The organism is Duganella rivi (assembly GCF_009857435.1).
GTDB classification, from domain to species: Bacteria; Pseudomonadota; Gammaproteobacteria; order Burkholderiales; family Burkholderiaceae_D; genus Rugamonas; species Rugamonas rivi.
Genome location: NZ_WWCK01000008.1, coordinates 272,747 through 297,348, shown reverse-complemented (window position 1 = coordinate 297,348; position 24,602 = coordinate 272,747). Strand labels below are relative to the sequence as shown.

Here is a 24,602-nt window from a genome sequence, read left to right as displayed (position 1 = left end):
GCTGGCAGTCTAACACTTTCCGGCATGGGAAATTTGGCGATATTTTTATTTGGGGCTTATACGCAACTGTATGCGCGCTTGGCCCGGTTTTGCGGGCTGTGGAGTCGATTCCAAATCGCCGGGAGCAGCGATGGCGTTGCCGGTTTTGGAGATGCGGGCGGTGACGATTAGCTTGTCGAACTGGGACAAGGTCACGCCGGGCATCATGCCCATGGTGTCGTCGAGGGTGAATTGCAGCGGCAGGTCGCGCACCTGCTTGCGCAGCACGGCGAGCGGGAAGCGCGGGCCGTCGGCAGCTTTTGCGACGATGAAGACGGTGTCGTTATCGCCTACTTGTGCGCGCAGGGATGGATCCAGTTCGACGGCGCCGCTGATGCTGGTGGCGGCTGGTGCGGCCGTCGGCGCGGCGCTCGGGGTCGCGGCTGCGCCTCCAACCGGTGCGCCGATGTGGGCGAGGTTGTCGCGGGCCATTTGGGCGAATTCGGAGTTGGGCGTGGCGTTGGCCAAGGCGGCTTGCCAGTGGACGGCGGCGGCGGCGAGGTCGGTGCGTTCGAAGGCGGCGTCACCTGACAGGATCAGGGCTTTGACGTTTTTCGGATCGGCAGCGAGGGCGCGTTTGAGCAGGCGTTCCGGCTCACCGGCCAGCTTTTGGTTCTGCGTCATGGCCAAGACGTCGGCGTAGTCGGACAGAATTTGCGCGTCGTCGGGAATGAGAGCGATGAGGCGAGAGTAGGCGCCGCTGGCGGCGACGAAGCGTCCCATGGCGCTGTACGAGCGTGCCAGCAGCGCCCAGCCGTTCGGGTCTTGCGGCTCGCGCGCCATGCGTTCGGCCAGTTTGGCGACCATGGCTTCGGCTTCGTTGCTGGTGTGTGGGTCGAGCGCCTGGCCGCCAGCGACGGCAGGCGCAGCTCCCGGCGCGGTCAGTGCCTGCGGCATGCCGAGCGTGGCGTACAGCGTTCCCGCCCCCGCAATCAGCGCGAGCGACAGCACGGCAGCCTGCCAGCGTGGCGCTGGCGCGGCGGCGGGCGGCGTACCTGCGCGGGGCGCGAGGTGTACGTCCTCGGCGACGCGCTGTTCAAGTTCGCGGCGGGCGGCGGCGTAGGCGGCGGCGTCGATGCTACCTTGCTCACGGTCTGCTTCCAATTCACGCAGCTGGTCGCGCAGGACGGCGAGGTTCAGTTGATCCGCTTGCGGCGCGACCGCCGCATCACGGCGCGACAATAAGGGACGCAAGATCAGCCACAACACCAGCGCGCACATCACGGCGGCCACGAATACGAAGCCGTTCATGGCTGCTCCTTGTCGTTATCCAGCAGCGCACGAGCGCGCGCCAATTCCTCTTCCGACGGCGACGGCTCGGCCGCACGCGATCGCGCAGCCCGCAGCCGCGATACCAGCAGCACCGCCCCCGCAGCCAATAACAAGAACGGTCCAAACCACAACAGCCAGGTAGTCGATTTCACCGGCGGCCGATACAGCACAAAATCGCCATATCGCTGCACCATGAAGTCCAACACCTCCTGCTCCGACTTGCCCTGCGCCAGCTGCTCGCGCACCTCGCGCCGCAAGTCCGCAGCCAAGCCGGCGTGCGAATCCGCGATGGTCTGGTTCTGGCAAACCAGGCAGCGCAGCTCTTCTTCCAGCGCCGCTGCGCGCTTATCCAAATCCGTTTCAGCCTGCGCCGCCAAGGCCAGCGCCATCATCAAAGCCGCAATCAGCTTAACCATGAGCGCTCTCCCTGTTCAACTTCTCGATCAGCGGAATCAGCGTGCTGCTCACCACTTCCGGCGTCATAATACCAATCTGCTTATAGCGAATCACGCCGCGCTTATCGATCACAAACGTCTCCGGCACGCCGTACACGCCGTAATCAATACCCACGCGGCCATCCTGGTCAAATGCCGACACCACATACGGATCGCCCGCGCGCTGCAAATTGGCGATGCCTTCGTCGCGATTGTCCTTGTAATTCAAGCCGACGATAGGCGCGAGCTTCATGCGCGCCATCTCCATCAGCACCGGATGCTCCTGACGGCAAGCCACGCACCATGATGCCCACACATTCAAAATCCACACCTGTCCCGCCATATCGCGCGTGCCGATCTGACGCTCAGGCACATGCAACTGGGCCAGCGCAAACGCCGGCGCTGGTTTATCGATCAACGGCGACGGCACCTCGCGCGGATTGAGGCGCAAGCCTACCCACAAGAATCCCAGCAGCGCAACGAACACGCCTAGCGGCAGAATAAAGCGCTTCATGCCTTGCCTTTCTTCAGACGATAACGCTTGTCCAGCGCCGCCAACAGGCCGCCGAACGCGATCAACAGCGCACCTGTCCAAATCCACGCCACGAAAGGCTTGTGCTGAATACGCACGATCCAGCTACCCGGTTTGACCTCTTCGCCGAGCGCCAGATACAGGTCGCGCGTTGGGCCGCGGTTAATCGCCGCTTCCGTCATCGGCATGCCGCCGGATGCAAACTGGCGCTTCTCCGGCAACAGCGTGGTGATGTGCTTACCGTCGCGCGTGACATCAAACGTGCCGCGCACCGCAGAATAGTTCGGGCCTTCCACGTTCTGCAAACCGACGAAGCGGAAATCGTAGCCGCCCACATGATGGATATCGCCGCTCTGCATCGGCACATCGTGTGAAATCTCGCGCCCCTTCACCAGGGTCACGCCGATCACGAATACGCCGATGCCGGCGTGCGCAATCAGCATGCCCCAATAGCTGCCCGGCAGCGTAGACAGGCGATGGCTGAAGCGCGTATGGTTATCTTCAAACACGCGCAGGCGTTGCAGCAGATGCCATACGCTGCCCAGCAAAATCCACGCGGCCAGCGCGAGGCCCATTACTAGCAGCGGCGACATGCCGACTGCAAAAGCGGCGGCCAGCGCCAGCAGCACTGCCGCTACGCCAACCCAGCGCAGACTGCGCACATCTTTAAAGCCGGCCTGCTTCCAGCGCAGGAATGGGCCGGCGGCCAACAGCAGCAGCATCGGCGCCATCAGCGGCACGAACACAGTTTCGAAGTACGGCGGGCCAACCGAGATTTTCCCCATGCCCAGCGCGTCGAGGAACAGCGGATACAAGGTGCCAAGCAACACCGTGCCGGCAGCAGCCACCAGCAGCACGTTATTCGTCAGCAGCAGCGACTCGCGCGAGAACATGGCGAAGCGGCCGCCCAGTCCCACTTGCGGCGCGCGCCATGCGTACAGCAGCAGCGAGGAACCTACCACCAGCGCCAGGAACACCAGCACGAATAAGCCGCGCTTTGGATCGGTGGCGAAAGCATGAACGGAAGTCAGCACGCCGGAGCGCACGAGGAAGGTACCCAGTAGCGACAGCGCGAACGCCATGATCGCCAGCAGCACCGTCCAGTTTTTGAAGCTGCCGCGTTTTTCAGTCACGGACAGCGAGTGGATCAGCGCCGTGCCGACCAGCCATGGCATGAAGGACGCGTTTTCCACCGCGTCCCAGAACCACCAGCCGCCCCAGCCCAATTCATAGTAGGCCCAGAAGCTGCCGAGGAAAATCCCCAGCGTCATGAAGGTCCACGCCACCAGCGTCCAAGGACGCGACCAGCGCGCCCACGCGGCGTCCAGCTGGCCGCCGATCAAGGCGGCGATGGCAAATGCAAACGCCACCGAGAAGCCGACGTAGCCCATGTACAGCAAGGGCGGGTGCGCGATCATGCCGATGTCTTGCAGCAGCGGGTTAAGGTCTTGTCCTTCTGCGGCGCCGGGCAGCAAGCGCTCGAATGGATTGGAAGTCCACAGGATGAAAGCCAGGAAGCCGACGCTGATCAAGCCCATGACGCCCAGCACGCGGGCCACCACTTCGGCCGGCAGTTGGCGGCTCAATGCGGCGACGGCGGCAGTCCACAATACGAGGATTTGAATCCATAACAGCAGCGAGCCTTCGTGCCCGCCCCACACGGCGGAGATGCGGTAGTGCAGCGGCAGCAGCGTGTTGGAATGCGAGGCTACGTACAGCACCGTGAAGTCATTCGCCACGAACGCTTGCACCAGACAGGCGAAGGCAAAGGTCACCAGCAAGGCTTGCGCATAAGCAGCAGGACGCGCGACGGCCATCCAGCGCGACGCGGAGGCCGAGCCTTGGCGCAGCGATGCAGCCAGCGGCATCACGCCTTGCAGCAGCGCGACGCAAAACGCCAGCATCAGCGCGAAGGAACCTAGTTCTGGAATCATTTCTTGTCCTTGGCCTCGGCGGCCTCTTTCAGTGCGCGCGCGGCGTCCGGCGGCATATAGTTTTCATCGTGCTTGGCCAGCACCTCGGTGGCGGTGAAGACGCCGTCTGCGTCCAGCTTACCCTGCACGACCGCGCCTTTGCCTTCCTTGAACAGGTCAGGCAGGATGCCGCTGTAACGCACCGGCACGCGCTGCACCATGTCGGTGATGATGAAGTCCACCGTCACGCCATCGCCTTCGCGGCGCAAGCTGCCCTTCTCCACCAAGCCGCCCATGCGCAGATTGCGCGCGCGATCCGGGCTAGCCAGCACCTCGCTCGGCGTCACCGAGAACACGAGATTTTTCTGGAAGGCGGACGAGATCAGCCACGCCGCCAGCGCCAACAGGGCCAGGCCCGCCGCCACTAGCGCGAGGCGCTTTTGTCTAGGTTTCATCGTGATCCTGTTGACGCTTCAGTTGTTCCAGCGCGGCGCGGCGGCGCAGGCGCAGGGCCGCGAACTCGCACAGCGGCAGCAGCAGCGAAGCGCCGATCGAGCCCCACACGTACAAGCCGTATCCGCCCATGTGCAGCCATTCGCTCATGCCGCCTCCTTGATCCACGCGCTGCGTTTCTCGCGTTCGAGGATGATGCAGCGCAGGCGCGCCAGTGCGGCGGCGAAGGCATAGGCCCATGCGCCCAGCGTCACCAGCAGCATCCCGGTCAACATCACGGTCGCCATGCTGGGTGCGGCGGTCAGGCTGACGGAGGCGCCTTGGTGCAAAGTGTTCCACCATTTGACCGAGAAGTAGATGATCGGGATATTCACCACGCCGACCAGTGCCAGCACGGCGCCTGCGCGGTCGGCGCGGCGCGCGTCGGTGATAGCCGATTGCAGGGTCATGAAACCGATGTAGAGGAACAGCAGGATTAATTCGGAAGTCAGGCGCGCGTCCCACACCCACCATGCGCCCCACGTCGGCTTGCCCCACAGCGCGCCAGTCCACAGGGCCAGTACGGTGAACATGGCGCCTGTTGGTGCGAGCGCGCTGGCCATCATCGATGACAATCGCGTGTTCATGATGAGACCCAGGCCGGCCCAGAATGCCATCGCCAAATAGATCACCATCGACATCCATGCGGCCGGCACGTGAACGTAGATGATGCGGTAGGAGTCGCCTTGTTGCCAGTCGGTGGGAGCGAGTATGAGGCCGACGTATAAGCCGGCGGCGGTCAGCAGGACTGCAAGTGCGGCCAGCCATGGGATCAATTTGCCCGCTAATGGATAGAACTGCTGCGGTGAGGCGTAGCGATAAAGCAGGCTGGTTTTCATTGTGGACATTGTATCAACAGTGTTCACTCTTGTGCAATGCGCAAAGCCGCCGCCGTGGCCCACGGAGCCAGTGCTAATGCGGCTGCCAGCAGGCCTCCCAGTAAAAATAAATGCGATTGTGGATCTGACGCCACAGCTGCACCGGCGCCGAAAATCAGGATCGGAACGTAGAGTGGCAAAACTAATAACGCAATCAGGACACCGCCACCGCGCACTCCAAGTGTGAGTGCTGCGCCGATGGCGCCGATCAAACTGAGGATCGGTGTGCCGAGTAAAAGGCTGGCCATCAGGATGAGGACTTGTTTGGCGGGCAGGCCGAATTGCAGCGCCAATAGCGGCGATAGGATGATGAGCGGGATGCCGGTGGTTAGCCAGTGTGCGAGGATTTTTCCGGCCACCAGCAGGGTGGCTGGTTCCGGCGACAGGAGGAGTTGTTCAAGAGTGCCGTCGGCATGGTCTTGGGCGAACAGGCGGTGCAACGCCAGCATGGAGGCTAGCAACGCTGCGATCCACAGCATGCCGGGGCCGATGGTGCGCAGCATCGCCGGCTCAGGGCCCAGCCCCAGCGGCGCGAGTGCGGCGACGATGATGAAGAAGAAAACCGAGGACAGCACGTCCGCGCGGTTGCGCAGCGCGAGCAGCAGGTCGCGGCGGATCACGCCAAGGAAGGCGCGCATCATGGCTTGCGATCCAAATTTAATTCCAGCGCCTGCGCCGGTTGCAGCGCGAGGTCAGTGTGCGTGGTGTAGACCAGCATGCCGCCGCTGGCGAAGTGCTGATCGAGTGTGCTGCACAGCGCTGCGACGGCATCTTGATCGAGCGCGTTGAATGGCTCGTCCAAAATCCACAGCGGCGCAGCCTCGCCTTCCGCGCCGTGCAAGCGCGCTAAAGACAAACGCTTGCGCTGCCCTTGCGACAGCGATCGCGCCGGCAGTTGCGCCGCGCGGCCCAAGCCCAATGCAGCCAGTGACTGTTCAGCTGCGCTGCGGTCTAGCGCACGGCCATTGAGACGCGCTGCATAGACCAAATTTTCCCACGCCAGCAAATCGTCTTTGACGGCCGCCGCATGGCCCAGATAAATCATCTGGCTGTGATACGTATCGCGGCAAGCGGCGATGCTGCGTCCCCGCCAGCGCACCTCACCCGATTCAGCATGCGTCAAACCGGCCAAGGTACGCAGCAAAGTGGTCTTGCCGCTGCCATTGGCGCCGCGCACGCGCAGCGCCTGCCCTGCTTCCAGCGATAACGACAAGCCCCTGAACAAGCGGCGTTCTCCGCGAACGCAGCAAAGGTCGAGGGCTTGTAGCGTCATCGCGGCTTACTTGCGCTGAGCAGCGCTAGCGTCGCGCGCAGCGCGGAACTCGGCATCCTTAGACCAGTTAGGCCAAGCCTTCGAGTCGGCCAGATCGCGGCCCAGCGAATACAACATGCCCAGATCGTGCGCCATGCCGGTGAAGCTCCAATCGGCGCTCCACTCGTCGGACGGCTGGTGGTAGTTGTTGGTGGTGTAGGCCTCTTCTTCCTTGCGGCCAGCTTCCACGCCACCGTTCACCAGATCATTACCCGAACCATACGAGATGGCGGGTACGCCGCGCTTGGCGAACGGGAAGTGATCCGAACGGAAGAAGTGACCAGCTTCCGGCAGCGGATCTGGCGTGTAAGCCAGGTTGTACTGCTTGGCCTTGGCGATCAGTTGATCCAGCAGATCCAGCTTGGCGCTGCCGGAGATGGTGAAGTTGCGGGTCGGGCCGTTCGGGCTCAGGGCGTCCATGTTGATCACGCCGACGGTGGTCGCCAGTGGATACACCGGATTAGCCGAGTAGTACTCGGAACCCAGCAGGCCTTTTTCTTCAGCCGTCACCGCGAGGAACACCACGCTACGTGCCGGTGCAGGCGCTTTGCCGTAAGCGCGCGCCAGTTCCAGCAGCGCGGCGATGCCGGTGCCGTTGTCGATGGCGCCGTTGTAGATCTTGTCGCCTTTCGCGTCAGGCAGGCCTACGCCGAGGTGATCCCAGTGACCGCTATAGATCACGGTTTCATTCGGCTTCTTGGCGCCGACTACGCGGGCGACCACGTTCTTCGAGGTGATGACTTGTGCATCCACCGCGTAGTTAGCCGACAGCGTAACGCCTTTCAATTCAGCCGGTTTGAAGTCGCGCGTTTGCGCTTGCTTCTTCAGCGCTTCGAAATCAAGGCCGCCGCGCTTGAACAGTTCCACTGCCAGATCGCGCTGAATCCACGCTTCCATCGGTGCGTGCGCTTCCGATGGTTTCTTGCGCACGATGTCGTACATGACGTTGGTGTTGGAGTTCTTCACCGTGTTCCAGCCGTACGATGCCGGTGCGGTTTCGTGCACGATGATGGTGCCCAGCGCGCCGCGGCGCGCCATCTCTTCATACTTGTAAGTCCAGCGGCCGTAGTAAGTCATGGCCTTGCCGCCGAAATCGCCGGCGCCGGTTTCGAAGTCCGGGTCGTTGATCAGTACCACGGCCAGCTTGCCTTTCAGATCCTGGCCTTTGAAGTCGTCCCACTTGCGCTCAGGCGCGGTGACGCCGTAACCGACGAATACCAGCGGTGCGTTCTTGAAGTCGACCAGCTTGGAACCGTTCATGGCGGCGCGCACGGCCAGATCGTCGCCCTGCTTCAGTTCCTGCACGGTCTTGCCGTCGCTGACGCTGAGCTTCACCGGGCCCTTGATTTCAAAGCGGCCCAGCGGCACGTCTTGCGTCCACGCGCGCTGGCCTTTGACCAGATCACCGCCCGGCTGCAGGCCGGCGGCCTTGAATTGCGCGATCAGGTAGTCGACGGTTTTCACTTCACCGGCGGTGTTCGGGCCGCGGCCTTCGAATTCATCCGATGCCAATACTTTGACATCTTGCGACAGACGTTTTGCGTCGATCTCAGGGCCGTTTGCTGCCTGCGCGGCGGCGGTCGAAAACGCCGCGATCAGCGACATTACGAGCATGGTTTTTTTCAAGCTAGTCTCCCTCGGGTTACATAAATCGTGACCGGACATACTGCCACGAATCAATCGTAACGACAATGCCATAAGTACACAACATGCTGGACAGCTCGGTGAGCTAGCGTACGGTCAGGGCGCGGCAGCGCGCCCACACTGATAGCCTGTACGCTTGAGGGGCAGGCCATGCCGGAAGGACCATCCATCGTTATTTTGCGTGAACAGGCCGAGGGTTTCGTCGGCCGCACCATCACGCGCGCCAGCGGCAACAGCAAGGAAGTCGACTATGCGGCGCTGGAAGGGCAGCCGATCGTTGCCCTGCGCAGCTGGGGCAAGCATTTCCTGATCCAGCTGCCGGATCGCGTGCTGCGGATTCATTTGCTGATGTTTGGCAGTTACCGCATCAATGAGCGCAAGGAAGATGCGCAGCCGCGCCTAAGCCTGGGCTTTGACGACGGCGAGGAATTCAATTTCTACACCTGCTCGGTGAAGACCCTGCCCGCCGATCTCGACGTGCAATACGACTGGAGTGCGGACGTGATGTCAGATCAGTGGGACGCCAGGGCCGCGCTGAAAAAGCTGCGCGCGCAGCCGGACATGCTGGTGTGCGACGCCACGCTGGATCAGGAGATTTTTTCCGGCGCCGGCAATATCTTCAAGAACGAGGTGCTGTTCCGCATCCGCGTGCATCCGCTGTCGACGGTGGGCGCGCTGTCCGCTGCCAAGCTGCGCGAACTGGTGGAGCAGATGCGTGTGTACGCCTTTGATTTCCTGCGCTGGAAAAAAGCCTTTGTGCTCAAGCAGCACTGGCTGGCGCACACCAAGCGCATCTGCCCGCGCTGCGACATCCCGTTTCACAAGGCGCACCTTGGCAAGACCCAGCGCCGCAGCTTCTTTTGCGTGAAATGCCAGAAGCAGTACCCGCCTGCGCTTACACCAGCCCGGTCAGGTAGTACACGGCAATCACAAAGAACACCGCCAGCGTCTTGATGATGGTGATGCCGAAGATATCGCGGTAGGACTGGCGGTGCGTCAGTCCGGTGACCGCCAGCAGGGTGATCACCGCGCCGTTGTGCGGCAGCGTGTCCATGCCGCCGCTGGCCATGGCCACCACGCGGTGCATCACCTCCAGCGGAATCTGCGCCGCTTCCGCCGCGCGGATGAACTGATCCGACATGGCCGCCAGCGCGATGCTCATGCCGCCCGAGGCGGAGCCGGTGATGCCGGCCAGCGAGGTAACCGATACCGCCGCATTCACCAGCGGATTGGGCACGCTGCGCAGCGCTTCGCTCACCGACAGGAAGCCCGGCAGCGCGGCAATCACGCCGCCAAAGCCGTATTCGGAGGCGGTGTTCATGGCCGCCAGCAGCGCGCCGCCGACCGCCGCCTTGGTGCCGTCGGCAAAGGTGAGGCGAATGCGGCCGAAGGCGGTGGCCACGGTCAGCAGGATGCCCAGCAGCAGCGCGCCCTCCACCGCCCAGATGCCGATCACCGACTTGATCGGCACAGTGACCGTGGCGTGCAGGCCGGGCAAGGCGTCGGCCGTGAGGGCGTAGCTGTCGCCGTACCAGCCGGGGATCAGCTTGGTCAGCGTAAAGTTGGCGACGCCAACCAGCACCAGCGGCGCCAGCGACAGCAATGGATGCGGCAAGCCGGCCCGTGCCGGCGCCGACGGCGCCGGGTCGGCAGCGGCCGGGGCGGCGGCGCTATCATAGCCCTCGCCCTTCGCCATCGCGCTGCGGCGGCGCCACTCGAGGAAGGCCAGGCCGGCGGCCAGCGTGGCAATGGAGCCGATCACGCCCAGCCACGGCGCCGCCCAGCCGGTGGTCTTGAAGAAGGTGGTCGGAATGATGTTCTGGATCTGCGGCGTGCCCGGCAAGGTATCCATGGTGAACGAGAACGCTCCCAGCGCGATTGCGCCCGGCATCAGGCGCTTGGGAATATTGCTTTGACGGTAAAGCTCAGCCGCGAACGGATAGACGGCAAACACCACCACGAACAACGACACTCCGCCATACGTCAGCAGCGCGCACACCAGCACGATCACCGCGTTGGCGCGGGTGCGGCCGATGTACTTGATGGCCGCCACCACAATCGATTCGGAAAAGCCGGATAGCTCGATCAGCTTGCCAAACACCGCGCCCAGCAGGAACACCGGGAAGTACAGTTTGACGAAGCCCACCATCTTGTCCATGAAAATGCCGCTGAACACCGGCGCCACCGCGCCCGGGTCGGTCAGCAGCACCGCGCCCAGCGCGGCAATGGGAGCAAACAGAATCACGCTGTAGCCGCGATACGCGGCCAGCATCAGGAACACCAGGGCAGCAAGAACAATCAGAAAAGACATGCAGTCTCCGCAAACAAGTTGAACTGGCTGCCATTTTAGACACTATCGCGCGGCAGCGTGATCCTTCACGCCAGCGCGGCACCAGAGGAAAGGACGCGGCTCGGCGCCGACCGCCGCCCGGTGCGTGGTGCAACTGGCCGCATCCAGTTGCAGGCCATATTGCTGCAAGCGCTCGGCAGCCTGCGCGATGGTGGCGCGATCCAGTGCAGCCAAATCGATGCCGTGTTGCGGCAACAGGTCGAAGGTGCAGCCGCCGGTGGACAAGCGGCGCAGTTCGACTTGCAGGCGCACGCGCTGCATGACTTTTTCCAGCTTGCCGCAGCCGGCTGCGTCGGCAGTCCAGCCCAGCCATTGGGCAACGGCCAGCTTGCGCAGGCGGGTGCCGTCGCGGTCGTTGCGGGCGGCGCTCAATAGCAGGTAGTGCGGCCCTGGGCGTTCGGCGATGGCGGCCAGTTGGCGGGCGCGCCACGCCGGCGACTCCGGCAGGCCGGTGCCCAGGGCGATTACGCGGACTTGCTGCGGCAAGAAGGTCGCCATCCAGCCAGACGGTGGATCTGGCTGGGCGAAGAAGACGATGCTGTCGGCAGGCTGGTCGATAACCGGGATCTCGGCGCTGAAGGCGGTATCGCCCCACTCGGCATGGCCCCAGTTGGCGATGGGGAAAACGCCAACTGCCAGCAAGGCCAGCACCACTGCGGCCAAGCGTTGCGCACGCGGGGCGATGTATTGCCATGCCAGCCAGATCGCCAACGGCGCGAGCAACTCCAGCGGCACCAGGTAGCGGTAGATGCTGAACATGCGCATCCAGACCAGATAAGCCAATGCGATGAAGGTCAGCAGGAACACGCTGCGCGGGGCCAGCGACGGCGATGCCGACGTGATGCCGCTTGCGGCGGTAGCTGCGGCGCGGCGCTGGCGGCGCCACAGCCACACCAGCGGCACGGCCAGCAGCACCACGTACAGCACCGGCCACACGGCCAGCTTGAGCGGAATCTCCGACACGCGCCGCGTGTTGAACGCAAAGATGAATGGCCAGAACACATTCTCCAGCCAGCCTTGCGGGCGGAAGAACACGTCGATCACGCCATTCTCCGGCGCCAGCGGGCTGTGGAAAACGTTGTTGAATTGCGGGAAGACCGGGTTGCCGAAGGTCTGCCACATCTTGAGGAACCACCAGCCGCCCGTCGTCGCCACGCCGCCCAGCACGCCAACGCCAAACACGAACGCCAGGCGCACGCGCTGCCACAAGTGCAAACCGGCCACGGGCGCCGCTGCGAACAAGGCTGCACACATGGCCACGGCGTAGGTCGCATTGGTCAGCTTGAGACCGGCGCTCAGGCCCATCGCCGCACCGGCGGCCACCAAGGCCAGCACGGCGCGGCCATTCCACTGCGGCAGCGCCGCCCAATAGCGCAGCACGAGGTAGACGGACAGCAGCACCGGCAAGGCGCTCACGTTGTCGCCCATGGTGTTGCCCAACTCGCTCAGGAAGCCCGGCGCAAACACGCCGGCCAAGGCCAGCAGCAACACCGAACGGCGCGATGCCGCCGCGCCCAGCAACTGGCGGGCAATGCCCACCAGCAGCACAAATGCCAGTCCATGCAGCGCGCCCAGCACGAAGCCAACCGCGCGCGGCGGCAGCCACTGGTTCAGGTAGTAGTAAGGCAGATCCAGCGTCGGATTGAAATAGCTCTGGAAGCCGGCTGGCGACAAATCAAAACCAATACGGCCGTTGAGCAGCGCATGGACGTTGTACAGGTGGTAGTTGCGCATGTCCCAGCCGTCGTCCTGCCCGCTGCTCAGCGACAACAGACCCAACAGCAAAGGCACCAGCAGCAGCGCCCGGCGCGCGAGGAAATTACGCATCGCTATCCAGGCTCGGGCCGGGCTGCGCCAGGTAGGCAAAGCGCTTCTGCTCGATACGCCCCTTGGTCACCGCATCAAGAATGATGCCGCATACCAGCAGAATCACGCCAAACAGCATCAGCGACGCGCACAGCGTTGCGGTCGGCAGGCGCGGCACCAGTCCGGTCTGCAAGTAAGTCTTGACGATAGGCTCAGCCAGGATCACCGACAGCAAGGCGCTGATCGTCGCAAAGATCGAGTAAAACGCCAACGGCCGCTCCGACTTAAACAGCCGGAAGATGGTGCCGAGAATGCGGAAACCGTCGCGGTAAGTATTCAACTTGCTGACCGAGCCTTCCGGGCGCGACTTGTAAATGGTCGAGACCTCGGCCACCGGCATGCGCAATTCCAGCGAGTGCACGGTCAGCTCGGTCTCGATCTCGAAACCCGCCGAGTGCGCCGCGAACGACTTCACATAGCGGCGCGAAAACACGCGGTAGCCGGACAAGATGTCGGTAAACGTGCGGCCAAAAATAAAGGACACAAAGCCGGTCAGCATGGCGTTGCCGAAGCGGTGGCCCGGGCGGTAGGCCGCCTGCTCGGTGCTGACGCGGTTGCCAACCACCATGTCCAGTCCCTCGGCCAGCAGGCGCTCGACCAGCTGCGGCGCCACGCTGGCGTCATACGTATCGTCGCCGTCGACCATCACATAAGCATCCGCCTCGATGTCGGCAAACATGCGCCGCACCACGCTACCCTTGCCCTGCGCCGGCACGTTGCGCACGATGGCGCCCGCTTCGCGCGCGACCTGAGCGGTGCCGTCGGTGGAGTTATTATCGAAGACATAGACTTGTGCGTGTGGCAAACAAGCATTGAAATCGCGCACGATACTCGCAATCGTCAGCGCCTCGTTGTAACACGGCACCAGAATGGCGATGCGCGCAGTGCGGGGTAGTGTCATGATACTGATAGTGGCAAGCAAAGGCGCTATTATAGTTCCAACCGACAACCTCTTATTATAAAAGTAATGCGGTGGAGGAGACATGACGGAACTGCAAGCTTCGCTCAAGAGCGAAGGCAAGTTATCGCTCAACTGGACTTATCTGAACGCGATCGCCAACGGCATCTCGGCGATAGACCTTGGCGCGCTGGCCCTGCGCAATTTACACGATGCGCACCAATTCGTGCGCGAGTATGGCTTCGACCTTGAACAGCCGGCCGCCATTGCGCTGATCCGCCGCGCCCATGTGGAGGCGGTGGCCTTCATCCGCTGTAGCTTCCTCGAACCGGCGCAGGCCCATCTGATCCCGCCCGAGGTGGCCGAGCCGGACGATCCGCTGCAACTGCTGGTCTACGCCTCGCTGCGCGGCCAGCTGGTGGATGCGCGGCGCATGTGGTCGTGCGCGGTGCTGAAAGTCATGCACGGCATTTTCTACATCGACAACAACCTCAAGCTGCGCCACTTCCACGCCATCCGCGCGCAGGTGTTCGGCACGCTGGACGAGGTGATCCGCCACGACGGCGACCGCCATTTCCTCACCGACGGCGAGGTCTGCCTGCCGCTGCTGCACTACGACCGCAAGGACAACAAGGGCCGCAACAGCATCTTGCTCAAGCTGCTGCAAAAAGCCGCCTATCTTGCCGCCGATATCTTCGACCACCTTGGCGTGCGGCTGGTGTTTGCCACCCGCTGCGAATGCCTGCTGGCCCTGCGTACCTTGCAGCGCGCGCACTTGCTGTCGGTGACCAATGTAGACGCCGAACGCACCCGCAACACCCTGCTCGATCTGGACGCCGCCAAACAGGTGTTCTGCAAATACCGCGCACAGCTGGAGCACAGCAAGGAGTACCCGCTAGACCTGCTGCGCACCATGGACGCCGAACTGGCCGCAATCGCCCAGCCGCAAACCCGCTGCGACAATCCGCACAGCGGTGTCGGCTTCAACAGCATCCAGGTCACGGTGCGCAAGATGATCCACGTGCAGCAACTGGACGCCGCGCCGGAGCAGGACTACGACGTCGGCTTTTTCTTCGAGTACGAAATCCAGCTCATGGATGAGGCCAGCTACCAGCGCAGCCTCAGCGGGCCGGCCAGCCACGACGCCTACAAGAAACGCCAGATCGACACCGCGCGCACGCGTGTGTTCGGTCGCGAACTGATACGCTGGATTGCCGCGCAGCCTCCTTGCAATCAGCCCGGGCTTGGATCATGATGAAAGCATGAATATCCTACCTTCCTCCCTCTCCCTGCGGCTGGCTGCGGCCAGCTTGCTTTTGCTCACTGCCTGCGCCGGCGCGCAGTCGCCCGCGGCCAAGCCGGAAGCCAAGCCCGATCTGCGGCTCAAGGCCTCGGCCGCGCCGCCTGGCTCGGCCACGACGCCGGAATTGTGGCAGCGCGTGCTGGCCGCCAACAGCGACTTGCGCTGCGACGACAACAGCCAATGCCACAGCCTCGGCGTTGGCTCCAAGGCCTGCGGCGGGCCGGAACACTACCTCGCCTGGTCGAGCAAAAACAGCGACGGCGCCGAACTCAAAGCCCGCGTCCAGCAGCACGCCGAGGCGCGCCGCGCCGACGACAAGCGGCTGGGCATGATGTCGACCTGCTCGGTGGTCAGCGATCCCGGCGCGCGCTGCAATGCCGGCCAGTGCGTGATCAACGAACGCCCTGCCTTCGGCCCCGGCGGCCGTCCCGACGCCAGATGAAAAAAGCCCGCGTCAAACTGCACGCGTGCTTGGGAGGGACTAGCTTGCGCTGTTAGAACGCCAGCGATTCTTTCGCGCGGGAGTTCTGGAACAGCGGCAGCGGGTCGGTGGTGTCGACGTCCACTACGGTAGTGCCCTGCTTGACGCCGCCCAACAGGAAGTTCACCGCGCCAACATAGCGCTTGCCAACCGGCAGGCCCGACCAGCTGATGCCCACGCTGGCAGTACCGCCAATGGTCGCCGAGCTTGGCACGTTGACCTTGAAGTTACCGCCGGTCGAGGTCGATTGCACCAGCCAGCTCGACAGAGCGTAGGTGGCCGAACCGCCGCGCGGCGCGTAACCGATCACGCACACTTTGTAGTCGCCCGCCGCTGGGTTCAGCAACTGCACCGACTCGTTGGCGGTATCGCCACCGCTGCTGCCGACGATGGTCGAGCCCTTGATGACTACCAGGTCGAGGTCGCTCAGGCCCGAGGTGGTGCCTTGCACTTCTTCATCGTACAGCGAGAAGCGTGCTGCAATGGTGCCGCTCGGGATGCTGACGTTATGCAGGTTGACGCCCACCGAACCACCGGCAGCGCACTGCGCATTGGCGGTCGACAAGCTGCTGCCTTGCGCCACGGTGCGGCTTTCTTTGGTCGCCGGAATCAGGCCGCCTTTGACCGCGCTCATGCTGCCGGCAAAGCCGGTGCCAACGGTGATGATCTTGCTGCCGCTGGCCGCTTCGCTGTAGACACCGGTTGGCGCCGCCAGCGCGCTGCCGCGCACGGTCAGTGGGCTGCGCACGGTGTGGGTGCCGTCGCTCCAGACCAGCTTGCCGTAGGTCCAGGTATCGATCGGCGCATCCACGCGGGTCACTTTCACGGTGAAGGTGGCCTTGGCGCCGGCGGCCAGTACCAGCTGCGACGGTTGCACTTCTACTTTATAGCCAGGCACCGAAGCGCTGGCGTTGTAGGTGGCGGCGGTCTCGCCGACGTTGGTGACGGTACGGGTCAGGGTCATCGAACCCAGCACGTTACCGGCAGTCAGCGAAGCCAGGTTCAGGTTTTGCGCCGCCAGCGAGCCGCCGAACGCGGTGCACTGTGCCGGGCTGTAGATCAAGCCTTGGCCGCACAGGAAGCGCGCGTAGTCCACCGGCGCGATGTCGTACACCAGGCCAGGATCGGCCGCCGAGTTAGGCGCGATGTGGCCGGCGCCTTGGCCCCATGGCAGCGTGCCGGTGTTCTTGGCGGTCGCGTCCCACGCGACGCCGCTGGTCAAGCCGTCGGTGAAGGTGTTGTAGGCGGTGGTCATCAGCGCCGACTTGATGGCAGCCGGGGTCCAGTCAGGGTGGCGTTGCTTGAGCAGCGCTGCCACGCCGGCCACGTGCGGCGAGGCCATCGAGGTGCCGGTGTAGAACGCCCAGTCGCTGATCGGCGCGGCGCCGCCTGCGGCCACGGCATTGCGCTGATCCTTGGTCAGGCCGGCGGTGACGGCGGCCAGGATGTCGGTGCCCGGTGCGGTCACGTCCGGTTTCATGATGTTGGCGTTAGCCACGTTCGGGCCACGCGACGAGGAACCGTTCATGATCGGCGCCTTGACGCTGTTGTCGATGGTGGCGCGCAGGTTGCCCAGCGCGCTGCTGCCCGAACCGCCGGTCGCCAGCACGTAGTCCTTGACGATCTTGCCGTTTTCCTTGGTGATGTGGATGGTCGACACGGTGTGCGGCTGGTTCAGGATGGTGGCGTTGCCGCCTTCCACGTTGGCGATGATCACGCCGACTGCGCCGGCGGTCTTGGCGTTGGCGCTCTTGTTGACCAGCACGTTGTTGCCGCGGTCGCAGACCAGGATCTTGCCGGTGACCTTGGCTTGATCCAGCAGCGGCGAGGTCAGGCCGTCAGTCGCGCCAAAGCACTGCGACAGTTGCAGCGGGTCGACGTTAGGCAAGCCGGCGTCCTTGGCCAGGATCAGCGGTGCAGCATTGGTATTGGCGTTGCTCGATGCGCCGGTGACGACTGCGCCGTTGCCCAGTGCCGCGTCGGCCAGGTAGATGCGGTCGTGGGTCGAGTTGCCGACCGTGGTCAGCCATGGGCTGATGTGGGACACTGGCGCCGGTGCGGTTGCGGTCGGGCCCGAGTTACCAGCCGAGGCCGCAACAAACACGCCCGCCGCCGCCGCGCCGAGGAAGGCTTGCTCGGTCGCTTCGTTGAAGGTGCCGCCGCCCGCGCTTGGGCCGATCGAGAAGTTGATGACGTTGACGCCGTCTTTCACCGCCTGGTTGATGGCCGCCACGCTGTTGGCGGTGGCGCAGCCGTTCTTGGCGGTCACGCCGTCGGTCCAGCAAACCTTGTAGGCGGCGATGCGGGCGCGCGGCGCCACGCCGGAAGTCTTGCCGAGGTTGAGGCCGCCGGTCAGCACCGACACGTTGTCGTTGCCGCCCGCCGTGCTCGAGGTGTGGCTGCCGTGGCCGCCCGAACCCTCGGTGCCGGCCACCGAGTCACGCGCCGAGTTGAACTCGGTCCAGTGCAGGGTTTGCGACGCTTGCTTGTAGAAGCGCGCACCGATCAGCTTGTTGTTGCAGTTGGCCACGCTGAAGCCCTCGCCGGTATCGCAGCTGCCTTTCCAGCTGGCCGGCGGTGCGTTGTACACCAGCGTCGAGCCGCTGTGGCTTGGGTTGCCATTGTCGTCCACGCGGTCGGCATAGCTTGGGTTTTCCGGCCAGATGCCGCCGTCCACGATGCCGATGATGATGTCCTCGCCGGACGCGCCCTTGCCGCCCAGTTGCTCCCACAGGCCGCCGGCCTTGTCGATGCCGATGAAGCTGTTGACGTAGGCGTCGTCGAGCTGCATCACGGAGTCGGCGGTCACCGCCGCCACGCCGCTGTTTTTCTTCAGCGCGCGCACTTCATCGTCGGTCAGCAGCGCGGCAAAGCCGTTGAACACCACGTCGTACTTGTGGGTCACTTCGGCGTTGGCGACGGTGTTGATAACGTCGTTCTGTTTGGTTTCGAGGTAGCTGATGTAAGCCTGCACATCGGCCGCATCGACGTTCAGGCGCTGGCCTTGCACCGGCATGGTGGCGGCCAGGCCGGACACTTGGCCGGTGTAGGTGGCGACTGGCTTGTCGACCAGTTGCACGATGTAGGATTTGCGCTCGGCTTCAGCGTGGACGTTGGCGGCCAGCGCCGACAGCATCAGCAGCACGCCGGTGGTCACAGGGCGAAGTTTCAATTTCATGGTGGTAGTCCCCTGCTTAAACGTGGTTGTGTTGCTTGGCGCGGCGGCGCGACACCAAGCTCATCGCAGCCAGGCCCAGGCCCAGCATGGCGTAGGTTTGCGGTTCCGGCACCGGCGCCAAGGTCAGGTTGTCGAAGGCGAACTGGGCCTGGTTGTCGGATGGGTTGACGCAATCGGTGGCGGTGAACACGCAGGAGCCGATGGTTACGCTGCTGAACTGGGCGTTGCCAAATTTGCTGGCCAGATCCACGGTCAGGAAGGGCGAGTTGCCGCCAACCAGTTCAGGGAAATCGAAGGAGTAGCTGACCTTGCCGCCGCCGGTGGTGATGCCGGTTACGGTCAGTTGGCCGTAGGAGTAGCCAGGCAGATTGTCGACCGGCGCCAGGAAAGCGTAGTCGATGGTGCCGAGGCTGAAGGTCTTGCTGTCGCCGCGCGAAATGTTCACGCTGCCGTCGTTGACGCCGAGGTAGTACATGCCGGTGTTGCCGGACGGGCAGGCGGCAATCGCGCACAGGTAAGGGTCGTTGCCGTTGCCGATGGCGCCGGCAAAGCCGGTGCCGTTCGGACCGTACTTCGGCGAGTCGATCACGGCGAAGTGGTAGTCGCCGGCGTCGAAGGTGTTGAGGCCGTCGTAGGTGTTGGATTCGAGGGATTCGAAATCGATGGTGTCGGCCATGGCCGGCGCGGCGCTCATCAGCGCCAAGGCGCCAATCGCAAGCGCCGCCGTTTTTTTCAGCTGCAAGAAGTTGTTCATATTTCTTTGCCTTGTGGTGAAGGTGGTAGAGCCACGGCCTGCCCGGTCGGTTGCCGAACTAAGCCCTGATTACTTTTTTTAAAAAGTAACATTCAATATAAACAATGGCCTTGATCCAAGTAATGAAATATTAACGTTTATTATTTATTTATCTTTATTAAAACCAAATAAAATCTTGCTAGCACTATGAAAGCAATGTCATCGGCTTGTCATGAAAATATGCTGTAATTGCCCGATTTCCGTTGTAAATGTGCAAAAATTTCTTCGTTTAGACGTAAAAAAAGCCAGCCTGAGCGGCTGGCTTTTGGTGGTCTGACAAGTCTCCGATTAAAATATTGTCATTGCTTCCTTGATGGCAACACAGCGTTCATCCTCCTGTTTTGTTACCATTAGGGAACGCTTCATGCCCGCAGACAAATCCGGCAATTTAACAATTGCCGCCTCCAGGCGCTGCACGCTGGCCGGGGTGCAAGTGGCCGGCAACATGGCCGCGCCGTAGGCTCGCATGAACACCGGGCCGGCGGCTTTATCCACCTTGCCGAGATCAGCCAGGCGCTGCGCCGCAGTTTGCTCGTTGAGCGCGCCCTGCTCGCTCGGATACAGGTGTCCCATCGCCGTGCGCACTTTCGAGAATGGCAGCTTGGTTTGCAGATCGGTGATCGTCGCCAGCCATTCGGCCTTGACCTTGGCGTCCGGGCGGATCGCGGCGGCGCCGATGGCCGCTTGCTGGCCGCTGTCGGACTTGTCGCGTTCCTGTTCGGCCGCCAGCAGCGCCGCGCTGCCCGGATAGGCGTAGCGGTTCAAGCGCGTGACGATATCCCAGCGCACGTCCTGGCTCACCTTCAGGCCCGGCACCACCAGCGTGCCGTCAAGGATGGACGCCAGCTGCTTGAGCGCGGCCGGGCTGCTGGCCAGGTTCAGGTAGGTGGAGAACCAGCGGCGCTGGAAGTTGCTGTCGGTGGCGGCACGCGTGGCGGCGAATGCCATCTGCTCCAGTTTCAGGCCAACCTTGCTGCGGTAAGCCGATGGGCCCATCGCATTCAGATAGTTTTGGGATGCCGCGATCTTTTCCGTGATCCCGCCCAGCAGCGTGTAATCCTTTTCGCCAGGCGCGTTGACCAGCACCGTGTCGAGGAAGGCGTTGAGCGGCAGCTTGGCGGCGCGCACGCCGTCCCACAGGCTTTGCCACAGCATGGAGCGCAGCAGCGGATCTTCTACTTTGCCAAGGCTGGACTGCGCGGTGGCGAAGGATTTTTTATCCAGCTGCACTTGCACAAAGCCCCAGTCCTGATAGTTCGGATAGACCAGATCCGGGCACGCCGCGCCTTTCAGTTCAGGCACTTCGGTATTCGCGCCCTTGTAGGTGACGGCGACGTTCTTGCCCAGCGCCAGACCTCGCGCGCCCAACTGGAACAAAGCCACTTGCACGCGCTGTTCGCGCAGCGTCGGCAGCGCCGCATTCGGCGCGCTTTGTTTCAGCGTGAAAGACGTCACCTTGCCGGCCTTGCAGCTGAAGTCCGCGGCGATGGTGTTCACGCCCGCTTCGTACAGCCACTCTTTAGTCCAGCCGCTCAAGTCGCGCTGCGCTGCTTCACCGAGGCTGCCGATGAAATCATCGAGCGTGGCGTTGCGGTATTGGTACTTGACCAGATAATTGTGCACGCCTTGGCGGAACACTTCCGCGCCCAGCAAGTGACGCAGCTGCATCAAGGTCGACGCGCCTTTCGAATAGGTGATGGCGTCGATGTTATCGAAGGCGTTCGCAGTCGACGGCACCGGCGTTTCAATCGCGTGCGTGGTCACGCGCTGATCCTGCACATAAGCGGCTTGCTTGCCGCTGGAGTAGAAAGCCTGCCACGCGTTGGTGAACTCGGTCGATTCGGCAGTCGCCAAAGTGCCCATGAAGGACGCGAAGCTCTCGTTCAGCCACAAGCCGTTCCACCACTTCATGGTGACCAGGTCGCCGAACCACTGGTGCGCCATCTCGTGCATGATGACGCTGGCCAGCGATTGCTTCTGCGCCGTGGTCATCTCTTCCTTGTGCAGGAAGCTGCCTTCAGCAAAGGTGATCGCGGCGGCGTTTTCCATTGCGCCGTACAGGAAGTCCGGCACCAGCAGTTGGTCATACTTCTCGAACTGGTAAGGGATGCCGAAGTACTGATCGAAGAAACCCAGGCCCTGCCTGGTGTACTTGAACCAGTCCTGCGGCGACACTTGCGCCGCAACCGATTGGCGCGCGAACAAACGCATAGGATATTTGCCGCTATTGTCTTCCCATACTTTGTACGGGCCGGCGTGCATGGCGAAGTTATACGGGCTCAGTTTTTTCGAGCGCGGGAAGATCCATTTTTTCCCGCCGTCGACATCCTGCACACCGCTTTCGCGCATGGTGGATGACACCACCCAGTCAGCCGGCGTGCTGACGGTGACTTGGTAAGTGCCTTTCAAATCCGGCTGATCGAACACCGGGAACATCTGGTGCGCCGCCGCTGGTTCAAAGTGCGAGTAGGTGTAGACGCGGCCATCGACCGGATCGACCATGCGGTGCAGGCCTTCGCCGTTGGTGCTGTGCAGGCGCGTGTAAGCGATGGTGACGGTGTTGCGGCCGGCCGCCAAGTCTTGCGCCGCCAGCGTGATGAACCACTGGTTGTATTGCGGCGCGACGGTCTTGCCGTTGACGGTCAGGCTGGTGATGGTGGCCTTGTCCAAATCGATGGTCAGCGGCTGCGAGGCGTCGCTCAAATCGAAGCTCAAGGTGGTGGTGCCGGCGAAGGATTCTTTGCCGGTCAGCGTGAAGTCCAGCGTGTAATCGACGTTGCTGACGCGGGCCGCGCGGGCGGCGGCGTCTTGCTGCGACAGATAAGGATTTTCAGCGCGCGGCGCCGTTGCGCCGGCATGCGCGCCGCTCACGGCCAGCGCGACCGCCGCTGCGATCAAATATTTTTTCATGTGATGATCCAAAATGTAGAAACGCCCGCAACTGCGGGCGTTATGCGGAATGCTTACTTCTTGATGTAGGTATCGAGCCAGTCGATCACGGTGTGATGCCACAGCACCGAGTTGGCCGGTTTCAGTACCCAGTGATTCTCATCCGGGAAGAACAGGAACTTGCTCGGAATGCCTTGACGCTGCAAGGCGGTGAACGTACCGAGGCCCTGCGCGGTCGGAATGCGGAAGTCCAGATCGCCCTGCACTACCAGCATCGGCGTCTTCCAGTTCTTCACTTTCAGCGCTGGATTGAATTTCTCGTGCAGTTCCGGCACGTCGTAGTAAGGGCCGCCGTTTTCCCACTCGGTGAACCAAATCTCTTCGGTCGAGTAAGCCATGCCGCGGGTGTCGAACACGCCGTCGTGATTGACGATGCACTTGAAGCCATCCGACCAGTTACCGGCGATCCAGTTCATCATGAAGCCGCCGTACGATGCGCCCAGCGCGCAGCTGTTCTGGCGATCCAGCCATGGGAACTTCTGCACTGCCGCGGCCAGGCCTTTTTGCAGGTCTTCCAGCGGCTTGCCGCCCCAGTCGCCGCTGATCGAATCGGTGAACTTCTGGCCGTAGCCGGTCGAACCGTGGAAGTCGATGAACACAGTGGCGTAGCCGGCACCCGCGTACACCTGCGGATTCCAGCGATAGCTCCACGAGTTACCGAAGCTGCCTTGCGGGCCGCCGTGCACCAGGAACGCCACCGGATATTTCTGGCCCGGCTGCGCGTTCCATGGCTTCATGACGTGGCCGTAGACCGTGTCGCCATTGGCGCCGACAAAGGAGAACTGCTCGTACTCGCCGAACTTGACGTCGGCCAGCGCCGCTTCATTCAGCTTGGTCAGCTGCTCGGCCTTTTCGCCGGACGTGCCCAGTTTGAATTTGTACAGCTGCGCGCCGGAGGACAGATTCGCTTGCGCGATGACCACGGTGTCTTTCACCACGTCGAAACCGCTGACGTAGCCTTTGTTGGTCAGCGCCGTGACCTTGCCGCTGGCGGCGTCGATAGCGAACAGGCGGTGCTGGCCGACATCATCGGCAGTGGCGAAGATGGTTTTGCTGTCTGGCGTCCAGCGGAAGTCCGCAATCGAGCGATCCCAGTTGTCGGCGATGGTGCGCTTCTTGCCGCTTGCCACGTCGATCAGTACGAGGTGGAAGCGGTCGGCTTCGAAGGTCGGCTTGTCCATGGCGACGTAAGCCAAGGTCTTGCCGTCCGGCGAGTAGATGGCCTTGGTGTCCCATGCCCTGTTATCGGCGGTCAGGTTGGTTGGCTCGCCGCCGGTGGCCGGCACGGTGTAGACGTCGAAGTTGGTCGACCATGCCTCGGTGCGGCCGGCGATGCGGGCCGAGAAGGCGACGGTCTTGCCGTCTGGGCTGAAGTGATATTCATCGTGATCGCCGAATGGCTTGGACGGCACGTCGCCGTCGAGCTTGCCGCTCAGGCTGACCGGCTCGGCGCTGACCTTGCCGCTGGCGTCGATCGGCGCCGAGTACAGCACATTGTTGCGGCCATCGGCCCAGGTATCCCAGTGGCGCACGAACAGCTTGTCGTAGACCTTGCCGCTGGCCTTGACCTTGGCTTGCTCATCGGCGCGCTTCTTGCTGCAAGCGAGGTCGGCGCAATCACGGTACACGGCCATGCTGAACAGCAGGCGATCGCCCTGCGGCGACAGGCGGAAATTATCGACGTCGAGCGGCAGATCGGTGACCTTGGCGGCTTCGCCGCCGGTCAGCGGCAAGCGCCACACCTGCGATGAACCGGAGCGGCCCGACAGGAAGTAAATTGCGTCGCCGTTCGGCGACCATTCTGGATCGGTGGCGCTGGCGGCGGCTTGCGTCAAGCGCTGCGGCGCGGCCTTCGGATTGCGCAAGTCCAGCAGCCACAGCTGCGTGTTGCCACGGTTCTTATCGAGATCGGTGGTGCGCACGGTGTAGACCACCCGGCTGGCGTCGGGCGACAGCACTGGGCTGCCGACGCGCTCCATCTTGACCAGGTCTTCTACAGTAAAGCCGCGCGGCGCGGCCACAGCGCTGGACGCCATCGCGGCGCCCAACAGCAGCAGTGGAATTCTCATTCGGGATTCTCCGATGTTATTAGAAAAATACCGGCTTGTGGCCGGGCATCGGACATCATACCAAGAGAGCCGCGCCCGGCGTCAGATTGTTACTTTACGCAATATCCCCGGAATCCAGCCAGCGCCTGCAAAAAGGTAAATTTTCGTAAATTACAACTCTTTACCACCGCCTCGACAGTGGGCTGCTAACCTCGGGCTT

General features: G+C 62.9%; 20 protein-coding genes. 3 read left to right on the top strand and 17 right to left on the bottom strand.

Translation table 11 applies throughout. From position 1 onward, the window contains the following. Positions 1-45: 45 nt before the first annotated feature. Genes ccmI through GTP45_RS26250 form a run of 10 tightly spaced genes read right to left on the bottom strand, consistent with a single transcriptional unit; the run spans position 46 to position 8,498 of the window. On the bottom strand, positions 46-1,290 hold the full coding sequence (gene ccmI / locus GTP45_RS26295) for a c-type cytochrome biogenesis protein CcmI (protein WP_161016782.1): 1,245 nt from the start codon (positions 1,288-1,290) through the stop codon (positions 46-48). Then, complete coding sequence (locus GTP45_RS26290) at positions 1,287-1,727, bottom strand: cytochrome c-type biogenesis protein (RefSeq protein WP_161016781.1); 441 nt, start codon at positions 1,725-1,727, stop codon at positions 1,287-1,289. Before GTP45_RS26290 ends, ccmI begins: the two co-directional genes overlap by 4 nt. Beyond that, positions 1,720-2,259, bottom strand: a complete 540-nt coding sequence (locus tag GTP45_RS26285; protein ID WP_161016780.1) for a DsbE family thiol:disulfide interchange protein — start codon at positions 2,257-2,259, stop codon at positions 1,720-1,722. The genes GTP45_RS26290 and GTP45_RS26285 overlap by 8 nt, the downstream gene beginning before the upstream one ends. After that, positions 2,256-4,211 carry a heme lyase CcmF/NrfE family subunit gene (locus GTP45_RS26280; protein WP_161016779.1) on the bottom strand — a complete coding sequence of 652 codons (1,956 nt, stop codon included), beginning with the start codon at positions 4,209-4,211 and terminating at the stop codon, positions 2,256-2,258. Before GTP45_RS26280 ends, GTP45_RS26285 begins: the two co-directional genes overlap by 4 nt. Continuing rightward, entirely contained in the window at positions 4,208-4,645 is a 438-nt protein-coding gene (ccmE, locus tag GTP45_RS26275; RefSeq protein WP_161016778.1) for a cytochrome c maturation protein CcmE, read from the bottom strand. The genes GTP45_RS26280 and ccmE overlap by 4 nt, the downstream gene beginning before the upstream one ends. Beyond that, positions 4,635-4,793, bottom strand: coding sequence for a heme exporter protein CcmD (ccmD, locus tag GTP45_RS26270; protein ID WP_217363393.1), 159 nt, complete (start codon positions 4,791-4,793; stop codon positions 4,635-4,637). Before ccmD ends, ccmE begins: the two co-directional genes overlap by 11 nt. Next, positions 4,790-5,521 (bottom strand): heme ABC transporter permease CcmC, encoded by a 732-nt coding sequence (gene ccmC, locus GTP45_RS26265; RefSeq protein ID WP_161016831.1) that lies wholly within the window; start codon positions 5,519-5,521, stop codon positions 4,790-4,792. The genes ccmD and ccmC overlap by 4 nt, the downstream gene beginning before the upstream one ends. A gap of 23 nt (positions 5,522-5,544) precedes the next feature. Next, positions 5,545-6,201 (bottom strand): heme exporter protein CcmB, encoded by a 657-nt coding sequence (ccmB, locus tag GTP45_RS26260; protein ID WP_161016777.1) that lies wholly within the window; start codon positions 6,199-6,201, stop codon positions 5,545-5,547. Further along, a complete protein-coding gene (gene ccmA / locus GTP45_RS26255) occupies positions 6,198-6,833 on the bottom strand; it encodes a cytochrome c biogenesis heme-transporting ATPase CcmA (RefSeq protein ID WP_161016776.1) in 636 nt (211 codons plus the stop codon). Before ccmA ends, ccmB begins: the two co-directional genes overlap by 4 nt. 6 nt (positions 6,834-6,839) lie before the next feature. Beyond that, complete coding sequence (locus GTP45_RS26250) at positions 6,840-8,498, bottom strand: M28 family metallopeptidase (protein WP_229258651.1); 1,659 nt, start codon at positions 8,496-8,498, stop codon at positions 6,840-6,842. A 168-nt stretch (positions 8,499-8,666) separates the two neighbouring features. Between GTP45_RS26250 and GTP45_RS26245 the strand changes: the two genes are divergently transcribed. Then, a complete protein-coding gene (locus GTP45_RS26245; RefSeq protein WP_161016775.1) occupies positions 8,667-9,470 on the top strand; it encodes a DNA-formamidopyrimidine glycosylase family protein in 804 nt (267 codons plus the stop codon). On the opposite strand, the gene GTP45_RS26240 is transcribed toward GTP45_RS26245, so the two are convergent. From GTP45_RS26240 to GTP45_RS26230, 3 genes are read right to left on the bottom strand one after another with little or no spacing between them, the layout of a single operon-like run. Then, entirely contained in the window at positions 9,412-10,827 is a 1,416-nt protein-coding gene (locus GTP45_RS26240; protein ID WP_161016774.1) for a GntP family permease, read from the bottom strand. The two genes, GTP45_RS26245 and GTP45_RS26240, sit on opposite strands and share 59 nt — an antisense overlap. 42 nt (positions 10,828-10,869) lie before the next feature. Continuing rightward, the gene (locus GTP45_RS26235; RefSeq protein ID WP_161016773.1) at positions 10,870-12,693 is read right to left on the bottom strand and encodes a hypothetical protein; all 1,824 of its coding nucleotides are present in this window, start codon (positions 12,691-12,693) and stop codon (positions 10,870-10,872) included. Further along, positions 12,686-13,633 carry a glycosyltransferase gene (locus GTP45_RS26230; RefSeq protein WP_161016772.1) on the bottom strand — a complete coding sequence of 316 codons (948 nt, stop codon included), beginning with the start codon at positions 13,631-13,633 and terminating at the stop codon, positions 12,686-12,688. The genes GTP45_RS26235 and GTP45_RS26230 overlap by 8 nt, the downstream gene beginning before the upstream one ends. A gap of 82 nt (positions 13,634-13,715) precedes the next feature. On the opposite strand from GTP45_RS26230, the gene GTP45_RS26225 reads away from it, so the two are divergent. Beyond that, positions 13,716-14,885 carry a TIGR04552 family protein gene (locus GTP45_RS26225; RefSeq protein WP_161016771.1) on the top strand — a complete coding sequence of 390 codons (1,170 nt, stop codon included), beginning with the start codon at positions 13,716-13,718 and terminating at the stop codon, positions 14,883-14,885. Between the two features lie 7 nt (positions 14,886-14,892). Beyond that, complete coding sequence (locus tag GTP45_RS26220; protein WP_161016770.1) at positions 14,893-15,375, top strand: hypothetical protein; 483 nt, start codon at positions 14,893-14,895, stop codon at positions 15,373-15,375. A gap of 52 nt (positions 15,376-15,427) precedes the next feature. On the opposite strand, the gene GTP45_RS29230 is transcribed toward GTP45_RS26220, so the two are convergent. From GTP45_RS29230 to GTP45_RS26200, 4 genes are all read right to left on the bottom strand, one after another. Beyond that, complete coding sequence (locus GTP45_RS29230; RefSeq protein ID WP_308494625.1) at positions 15,428-18,592, bottom strand: S8 family serine peptidase; 3,165 nt, start codon at positions 18,590-18,592, stop codon at positions 15,428-15,430. Between the two features lie 16 nt (positions 18,593-18,608). Next, on the bottom strand, positions 18,609-19,346 hold the full coding sequence (locus GTP45_RS26210) for an NF038120 family PEP-CTERM protein (protein WP_161016769.1): 738 nt from the start codon (positions 19,344-19,346) through the stop codon (positions 18,609-18,611). A gap of 327 nt (positions 19,347-19,673) precedes the next feature. Continuing rightward, positions 19,674-22,295 carry an aminopeptidase N gene (gene pepN, locus GTP45_RS26205; protein ID WP_161016768.1) on the bottom strand — a complete coding sequence of 874 codons (2,622 nt, stop codon included), beginning with the start codon at positions 22,293-22,295 and terminating at the stop codon, positions 19,674-19,676. 53 nt (positions 22,296-22,348) lie between these two features. Further along, a complete protein-coding gene (locus tag GTP45_RS26200; RefSeq protein ID WP_161016767.1) occupies positions 22,349-24,403 on the bottom strand; it encodes a S9 family peptidase in 2,055 nt (684 codons plus the stop codon). Between the last annotated feature and the right edge of the window lie 199 nt (positions 24,404-24,602).